Source organism: Bradyrhizobium sp. 142, from assembly GCF_023074015.1.
In the GTDB taxonomy this organism is placed as follows: domain Bacteria; phylum Pseudomonadota; class Alphaproteobacteria; order Rhizobiales; family Xanthobacteraceae; genus Bradyrhizobium.
In genome coordinates this window covers 1-7,757 of sequence record NZ_JADPKQ010000020.1, presented here as the reverse complement: position 1 = coordinate 7,757, position 7,757 = coordinate 1, and the positions used below count along the sequence as shown (strand labels likewise).

Below are 7,757 nucleotides of genomic sequence, written 5' to 3'. Positions count from 1 at the left end.
CACAGCCGTTGCCCGCTGCACGATCTTGTCCTCGAGGGCCGCGATCGCCAGCGGGCGCTGCCGTCCGTCCGGCTTTGGGATGTAGACCCGCCGCGACGGTTGCGGCCGGTACGCTCCCCGGTGGACACGGGCATGCAGATCCTCAAGGTTGGCCTTGAGATCTTGCTCGTAGTCCCGCCACGTCACCCCGTCCGTGCCCGGCGCGGCATGCTTCTTCAACGCGAAGAACTCCGCCTCGAGCAGGTCGGGATCGATGTGGTGAAGCAGCGCGGTGAACCTCTCCTTCTTCCTTTCCCTTGCAGTTCGTCGTATGCGCTCCAGCGCCTGTGTCACGCTCGTCCGGCTCGGCGTCCGGGTCGTGCTTTGCTGGTCCGCATTCCCCTGACAGCTCACGCTTCGCCGCGCAGCCACGCCTTCACCTTTTGCAGCAGGCCGTGGCGCAGTTCGTCGACGGACGCCGCTTCGGCCGGTGTCAGGGTCTGCATGGCGGCGTCGACGTCCTCGCTTGCAAGCCGCGAAGCGATTTCGGCGTCGGCCGGCGCCAGCCCCGCGGCCGCCAGCGCGATCGGGCCGATCTGCACCAGGAACGCGCGCTCGTATTCGCGCGACAGGCGCGCGATTGCATCCTCCAGCGTCAGCCAGTCGACCGCCTTGATGTCGTTCATCAGCTTGCGGACCGGACCGCCCTCGGCCTCCATCCGCCAGAAATGCACGGCCTTGGAGCGCCCGCCGGACTGGTAGACGAGCGTGCCCAAGAATTCGTGGATGGCGACGTCGTGGCCGGTCTCCTCCAGCACCTCGCGATGCGCCGCTTGCTTCGGCGTCTCGCCGTCGTCGAGCTTGCCCTTGGGCAAGACCCATTCGTTGCGCTTGCGCTGGCGCACGACCGCGATCAGCGGCGGCGCACCACGCCGCAGCACAATACCACCCGCTGCCAGAACCGGCGCCCGCGCCATCGAAAGATCTCGCCGTGTCAAATCGTCCCCGCGGACGATATAGGCGGCCGAGACGGCGGAATGAAGACTAGTTCTTTCTCAGTAGCGCCTGGCCCGCCCGGATGCGCGTGCCTTCGGCGATGCCATCGCAAAACGAAAAATCGCCGGGCGCGAGGATGATGATGGTCGAGCCGTGCTCGAACCAGCCGAGCTCCTCGCCCTTGGTTACGTTGACGTCGCAAGGGAAGTTGACTGGGCCGCGCGTCTGCGCGTTCAGCACCATATCGAGGAAGTGCAGGCGGATGCTCGCGACCAGGATCGCCGCAACCGGCACCAGCGTCACCGCCTCGCCGGAGCTGAGATGCGTGCGGATCACCGCGCGCTCGTTCTTGCAGAACAGGCGCTCGACCCGCTTGAGCGCGATCGGGTTGACGTTCCAGACGTCGCCATGGATCAGCGTGACGCGCTCGATATGCGCGTCATAAGGCGCATGGAAGCGGTGATACATGCTCGAGGTCAGCCGCAGCGTGACGAAGGAGCCGTTGCGGTGCTGGTCGACGAGGGCGGAATCGCCGACGAGGTCGAGCAGCGAATAGGGCGCGCCCTTGACCTGGAACAGCTCGGTATCGGCGATCCGGCCATGGGCGCCGACGATGCCGTCGGAGGGACTCGCGACAACGGAAGGGTCGGGATCAAAGGGCCGCAGGCCCGGCTTCAGCTCCCGGGTGAAGCAGTCATGCAGGCTCTTGAAGTGGCTCTTGCGCGCTTCCGACAGGTCGAGGTCGGAGAACAGCTTCCACAGCGCGATGGAGCCGTCCCGAACCAACGGGTTCTCGATCTTGGAGAACCAGCCCATGAAGCGGGTCAGCGCGGCGCGGGGGATGCGGTTGGTCAACAGGAAGTTGAGGTCTTCCTGCTGGGTGAAAGAGGCGATGAGGGCTTTGACTGTCATGAATCTGTCAGCTCGCAAGGTTAGCGCTTGTTGTCATGGAAACGACACTCCCGATTCTCCCTTTGTCCGTGGCCGCCGCAGCGTCCGCTGCCGCCGCCTTCCCGAAGCTCAAGGCGCGGATCGAACTGTCCCGCGCCAAGCACCGCTCGCTCTCCGGGCACTCCAAAATGTCGCGCCGGGTGGCGCGGCTGGTCCCGTTCTACGAATTCGAAGGTGATGAATACTTCGGCTGCGACGGCGCGCCGGCGAACGTGGTGATGCAGCGCAAGGATGCCTTCTTCCGCCTCGCGCGCGTCTACGCCGATCGCTACCCGAAAGGGCGCGCGATGACCAGGGAAGCGGCGGAGAAGATCTCCGACCTGAACTTCACCGAAACCTACCGCGTGCCGTTCCAGTTCTCGCGCCTGGTCCGCGAAAATCTGGGCACCTCGACCTTCATGGAGTCCTCGAGCGGCGTCACAGTTAGGGATGTCGACGGCAACGTCTCGTACGACCTCACCGGCTCCTACGGCGTCAACATCTTCGGCAACGACTTCTACAAGGAGTGCATCGAGGGATCCGAGAAGCGCGCGCATGCGCTCGGACCGGTGCTCGGTCCCTACCATCCCGTCATCCTCGAGAACGTGACGCGGCTCTGCCAGATCTCGGGCCTCGACGAAGTCTCCTTCCATATGTCCGGCACCGAAGCCGTGATGCAGGCGGTGCGGCTTGCACGCTACCACACCAAGCGCAGCCATCTCGTTCGTTTCGCCGGCGCCTATCACGGCTGGTGGGGTGACGTGCAGCCCGGCGTCGGCAACCCTATTCCCGCGCACGAAACCTACACCCTTGCCGAAATGTCCGAGAAGACGCTGCAGGTGCTGCGGACGCGCCGCGACATCGCCTGCGTGCTGGTCAATCCGCTCCAGGCGCTGCATCCGAACGCCAACGCGCCCGGCGATTCCGCGCTGGTCGACTCGTCCCGCGGCGGCAATTTCGACCGCCAAGCTTACACCGAATGGCTGAAACAGCTGCGCGAGGTCTGCACCGAGCGCGGCATCGTGTTGATCTTCGACGAAGTCTTCGTCGGCTTCCGCCTCGCCGCCGGCGGCGCCCAGGACTATTTCGGCGTGCGCGCCGACATGGTGACCTACGGCAAGAGCCTCGCCGGCGGCCTGCCGGTCGGCGTGGTCTGCGGCAAAAAGGAGCTGATGCGTCGCTTCCGCGACGACCGCCCCGCCGACGTCTGCTTCGCCCGCGGCACCTTCAACTCGCACCCCTACGTCATGACGGCGATGGACGAATTTTTGAGCCGGCTCGCCAGCCCGAACTTCCGCGCCGTTTATGACCATCTGGACGAAACCTGGAACGGCCGCGCGCAAAAGCTCAACCAGATGCTGGAGGGTGCCGGCCTGCCAGTGCAGGTCGCCAACCTGTCGTCGATCTGGACGGTGAAGTACACCGAACCGTCCCGCTACAACTGGATGCTGCAATATTACCTGCGTGCCGAAGGCCTGTCGTTGAGCTGGGTCGGTACCGGGCGGCTGATCTTCAGCCTGAACTACACCGACGCCGACTTCGCCGAGGTCGCCGACCGCTTCGTCCGCGCCGCGGCGAAGATGAAAGCCGACGGCTTCTGGTGGCACGATGCCGCGCTCACCAACAAACGCATCAAGCGGCAGATCCTGAAAGAGATGCTGGCCAAGCGCTTTGGGCGCTGAGGCTCCTCTGCACTTCGCCGCGAACACCGCTCCCGCCTCCCCCTCTCCCCGCCCTTCGCGGGGAGAGGGTTGGGGTGGGGGGCTGCTTCCGCAATCACGGTAACAGCTGGACTCGCGGAGAGCCCCCCTCACCCGGATCGCATCCACGATGCGGTCCGTCCTCTCCCCGCACGAGGCAGGGCTATCGCATATGGCGTGCATGATGCTTCGGCATCGGCACTGAGCTCCCTCTCCCGCTTGCGGGGGAGGGTTGGGGTGGGGTGTCTCCGCGTCGGGATTGTTGAGGATTGCGGAGGAAGTCCCAGCGTGGCGAGAACCCTCACCCGCCGCGCTCTGCGAGCGCGTCGGCCTCTCCCGCAAGCGGGAGAGGCGGAGCAAGCCCGCGGACTGTCCTCGTGAAATCTATATGCGATAGCCCTGCCGCAGGCGGGGAGAGGCGAAGAAGCCGCCAAGACGTGGATGCCCGGGGCGAGCCTGGGCATGACGCAACCCTCAGACATCGGAGTGTTGGCTAAGAGAGCGCTCAGGCGTGCTGCTCTTCCAGCGTGGGCTCGCCGAGCAAGCCCAGCGTGTGCTCGGGGTTGAGATGCAGGCCGGGATCCATCAGCTCGCCGCGCATCAGCGCCAGCGGCGCGTTGCGATAGAGCATCAGGTCGTGGAATGGATCGGTCAAGATCTTGGTCATCCAGACGAGGCCCGTCTCGACGTCGCGGATGAAGAACAGGTGCACGGTGCGGAACAAGAGGCCGCCGATGCCGACCGCGAGCCAGATCTTGGCGACCTGACGCATGAAGTCGGCGGCGCCAGCCCAGGGCTTGAACAGGCCGAACAGCGAGGGATCGGCGAACAGCACCAGCGGCGATGCCGCCCAGATCGACATCAGCACCACCTTGCGCTGCAGGTTGTAGCCGACCTTGATCTCTTCCTTGTGCTCGTGCGTCGCCTGGTTGATGTGGTCGTAGCCGTGCGGCTCGAAGAAGAAGTGACCGGCCTGGCGCGAGGTCATCGAGACCAGCCAGCCGACCAGCGCGGAAATCATGGGATCGACGAACAGCCAGACATAGGCGAACAGGAAGCTCAGCGCGCTGACGAAGTGCAGGCTCTGATTGATGCGGCTGTGGTGATAGTAGCGATGGTCGTCCCAGCGCTGGATCCGCAGCTGCTCGAGATAATTCTTGATCATGCTCTCCCCCAAAATGCTTTCGGGTATGGGATTTACAGAGATTCGATGTACGCCATGTGACATCATCATTTTGTCATGTGACGATGTGCAGCGGCGCGATGACGCACGTGAGCTTCAGCTCACGCCGCCTTGGCGACGTCGAGCTTGCGAAAGCGCACCAGCGAGAAATGGCCGAGCGGCGGAATCAGGCGGCGCTCGGCGAGCTCGATGCCGTTGGCGCCGGCGAGCCACTTCGCATAGCGCGACCAGGCGAACTCGGCGGTGCGGAAGCCGAGCGGACGCACCACCGGCTGGAGCCTCCGCTCGATGAAGCGACGCATGCCGGCATCGGCGCTGACGCGAGTGAGGATGATCAGCTCGCCGCCCGGACGCAGCACGCGCGCGAATTCGTCGAGCGCCTTCTCCGGATTTGGCACCGCAGTGACGACATATTGCGCCATCACGACGTCGAAGGAATTGTCGGGGAATTCGAGCTTCTCGGCGTCCATCACCGCGAGGCCCTCGACGTTATTCAGCTTGCCGTCGGTGACACGCTGGCGCGCCTTGTCGAGCATTGCTTCCGAAATGTCGGTGCCGAAGATGCGCAGATGGGGCGCGTACATCGGCAGCGAGATGCCGGTGCCGACGCCGACTTCGAGCACGCGGCCGCCGATCTTGTTGGTGGCCGCGATCGCCGCCTGCCGGCCCTTGGCGAACACGCCTCCGAACACGAGGTCGTAGACCGGCGCCCAGCGGTCATAAGCCTGCTCGACCGTGCCGCGGGTGAGGTCAAGCTGCTGGGTGCCGTCAAGGTTCATGATCTTAGCCATCTCTGAGGTTCTCGCTGTGGGTCAAAGTAAAGATCAGCCGCTTACCGGCCGCCGCGCCATCACCGGCGTGGCGCGCAGGATACGGCTGGGCTGAAGTGAAGTAAGATTTCCGACGAACTGCCGCGCGCTGTTCTCCCAGGAACGCTCCAGCGCGAAGTTGCGGCAGGTCTCGCGCGACATGATGAGCGCGCGCAAGCACGCTGCACGCAAATCGTGATCGATCGCGCCGATCGGGTGATCGGCAATGACGTCCTTGGGTCCTGTCACCGGAAACGCCGCAACCGGCGTGCCGCAGGCAAGCGCCTCGAGCTGCACCACGCCGAAAGTGTCGGTCAGGCTCGGAAACACGAACACGTCGGCCGAGGCGAGGTGCGCAGTGAGGTCCGCGCCCTTCTTCTCGCCGAGGAAGACGGCGGCCGGATATTTCCTTTCGAGCAGCGCCCTCTGCGGGCCCTCGCCGATGACGACCTTGGTGCCGGGCAGATCGAGCGAGAGGAACGCTTCGAGATTCTTCTCCACCGCTACGCGCCCCATCGTCATGAAGATCGGCCGCGGCAGATCGAGGCTTGCGGCAGCGTCGGGATGGAATAGCTCGGTGTCGACGCCGCGGGGCCAGAAGCCGAGCCGCTTGAAGCCGCGCTCGGACAGCTCCTGCCGCAGCGACGGCGTCGCCACCATGGTCATGGCGGCGGCATCGTGGAAGTGGCGCAGCACGGCATATCCGACGGCGGCAGGAATGCCGGTGCGTACCGAGACGTATTCGGGAAAGCGCGTCGTGTAGGAGGTGGTGAAGGCGAGGCGATTGCGTCGGCAATAGGCCCGCGCGGCCCAGCCGATCGGACCTTCGGTGGCGATGTGCAGGGCTTCCGGTGCAGCCTTCTCGATCCGCCGCGCGATCTCTTTGCTGCTGGGCAGCGCGACGCGCAGGCCCGGATAGGTAGGCAGCGGCCATGACGGAAAGCCGTCCGGGTTGAGGAAGTCGATCTCGACATCCAGCGCCTTGGCGGCATTGGCCAGCGAGGTCAACGTCCGCACCACACCGTTAACCTGCGGATGCCAGGCGTCAGTCGCGATTAATACCCGCATGGGAAAATCCCGAGATTTTGATGATTCTCGGCTTACGACCATCAACCACGTATATTTCAGGCGTGTGACGTCACAGAAGTGTCGGCCGGCTGTTTTGTTCGTTAACGGGCTGGCCGGGCCACGAAACTGTCATGAAACAATCGTTGCCGCCATGAAACCGTTTTCGGTTTTCCGTGCAAACGTCCCGAAACCTTTTGCCGTTAGTGATCTCTGCAACAGAGCACCGCAAGCGGTGCCGCGGTAAAAACACCGAGCAAACAGGGGCGATCAAATGTTCAATCTGGGCACGTTCAAGAATTATTCGCGCGCCGTTGCTTTGAGCGCAGTGGCTGTCACCGCCGCATTCGCCGGCCCGGCCAAAGCCGCGCCCGTGCAGGTCTTCCCGTTCTTTCAGCCGCTGCCGCCCATCGCCGCACCGCAGCCATACCAGCCCTATCAGGCGACGCCTTACCAGGCCGCGCCGTCCGAGGATCAGGACGCCGTCGAGATGCCGGCCCGCTTCCGCCGCCAGACCGTGTCCTACGCCACACGCGAGGCGCCGGGCACCATCATCATCGATACGCCCAACACTTATCTTTATTACTTGCTCGGAGGCGGCCAGGCCGTTCGCTACGGCATCGGCGTCGGCCGTGACGGCTTTACCTGGTCCGGCGTGCAGTCGGTGACCAAGAAGGCCGAGTGCGCATTGCCTCATCAAGAATGTTACCGGAGAACTGACCGTCAGGAGTGGGGCCGCGATACCGAATCGGATCGGTGTTGCCGATGGCAGGACGGATCAGCATGGGTGCGCGGCGCGAGATCACGGCGGCGGTGGTAGACCGCTATCGATCAGCAGGGCGGGCAGATAAGGGGCGCATTCTCGACGAGCTTTGCGCGGTGACGGGCTGGCATCGCAAGCACGCGGTTCGGGCGCTGGCCAGCCATGTCGCAATTTCGCCGGAGGCCCGGCGGCAGCGAAAGCCGACCTATGGCGCCCCTATCAGGGATGCACTGGTGGCGCTGTGGGAGGCCTCGGATCGGATCTGCGGCAAGCGGCTCCGGGTAATGATTCCGACGTTGCTGCCTTCGCTGGAGCGGCATGGCCGGCTCAAG

At 64.6% G+C, this 7,757-nt stretch carries 6 protein-coding genes and 3 pseudogenes; 3 read left to right on the top strand and 6 right to left on the bottom strand.

Features of this window, described 5'->3' with window-relative positions:
• From IVA82_RS01640 to asd, 3 genes and pseudogenes are all read right to left on the bottom strand, one after another.
• Positions 1 to 333, bottom strand: a pseudogene (locus tag IVA82_RS01640) (group II intron reverse transcriptase/maturase); the annotation flags it as partial.
• A gap of 56 nt (positions 334 to 389) precedes the next feature.
• Positions 390 to 956 (bottom strand): NUDIX hydrolase, encoded by a 567-nt coding sequence (locus IVA82_RS01635; protein ID WP_247381917.1) that lies wholly within the window; start codon positions 954 to 956, stop codon positions 390 to 392.
• A 67-nt stretch (positions 957 to 1,023) separates the two neighbouring features.
• Positions 1,024 to 1,887 (bottom strand): archaetidylserine decarboxylase, encoded by an 864-nt coding sequence (asd, locus tag IVA82_RS01630; protein WP_247381915.1) that lies wholly within the window; start codon positions 1,885 to 1,887, stop codon positions 1,024 to 1,026.
• A 35-nt stretch (positions 1,888 to 1,922) separates the two neighbouring features.
• Between asd and IVA82_RS01625 the strand changes: the two genes are divergently transcribed.
• Positions 1,923 to 3,587, top strand: coding sequence for an aminotransferase class III-fold pyridoxal phosphate-dependent enzyme (locus IVA82_RS01625; RefSeq protein WP_247381913.1), 1,665 nt, complete (start codon positions 1,923 to 1,925; stop codon positions 3,585 to 3,587).
• Between the two features lie 523 nt (positions 3,588 to 4,110).
• Here the strand turns inward: IVA82_RS01625 and IVA82_RS01620 are convergent.
• From IVA82_RS01620 to IVA82_RS01610, 3 genes are all read right to left on the bottom strand, one after another.
• Complete coding sequence (locus tag IVA82_RS01620; RefSeq protein WP_247381910.1) at positions 4,111 to 4,770, bottom strand: hypothetical protein; 660 nt, start codon at positions 4,768 to 4,770, stop codon at positions 4,111 to 4,113.
• A gap of 119 nt (positions 4,771 to 4,889) precedes the next feature.
• The gene (locus tag IVA82_RS01615; protein WP_247381908.1) at positions 4,890 to 5,579 is read right to left on the bottom strand and encodes a methyltransferase domain-containing protein; all 690 of its coding nucleotides are present in this window, start codon (positions 5,577 to 5,579) and stop codon (positions 4,890 to 4,892) included.
• Positions 5,580 to 5,612: 33 nt separating this feature from the next.
• The gene (locus IVA82_RS01610; RefSeq protein WP_247493131.1) at positions 5,613 to 6,665 is read right to left on the bottom strand and encodes a glycosyltransferase family 1 protein; all 1,053 of its coding nucleotides are present in this window, start codon (positions 6,663 to 6,665) and stop codon (positions 5,613 to 5,615) included.
• A 271-nt stretch (positions 6,666 to 6,936) separates the two neighbouring features.
• Here IVA82_RS01610 and IVA82_RS01605 point away from each other — a divergent pair.
• Positions 6,937 to 7,344, top strand: a pseudogene (locus tag IVA82_RS01605) (L,D-transpeptidase); the annotation flags it as partial.
• A 101-nt stretch (positions 7,345 to 7,445) separates the two neighbouring features.
• Positions 7,446 to 7,757: pseudogene (locus IVA82_RS01600) on the top strand (transposase); the annotation flags it as partial.

What these genes read in the sequence shown, in the direction of transcription:
- IVA82_RS01625 (WP_247381913.1), top strand. Translation starts at nt 1,923, where the DNA reads ATGGAAACGACACTCCCGATTCTCCCTTTGTCCGTGGCCGCCGCAGCG.
- IVA82_RS01610 (WP_247493131.1), bottom strand. Translation starts at nt 6,665, where the DNA reads ATGCGGGTATTAATCGCGACTGACGCCTGGCATCCGCAGGTTAACGGT.
- IVA82_RS01615 (WP_247381908.1), bottom strand. Translation starts at nt 5,579, where the DNA reads ATGGCTAAGATCATGAACCTTGACGGCACCCAGCAGCTTGACCTCACC.
- IVA82_RS01620 (WP_247381910.1), bottom strand. Translation starts at nt 4,770, where the DNA reads ATGATCAAGAATTATCTCGAGCAGCTGCGGATCCAGCGCTGGGACGAC.
- IVA82_RS01635 (WP_247381917.1), bottom strand. Translation starts at nt 956, where the DNA reads ATGGCGCGGGCGCCGGTTCTGGCAGCGGGTGGTATTGTGCTGCGGCGT.
- asd (WP_247381915.1), bottom strand. Translation starts at nt 1,887, where the DNA reads ATGACAGTCAAAGCCCTCATCGCCTCTTTCACCCAGCAGGAAGACCTC.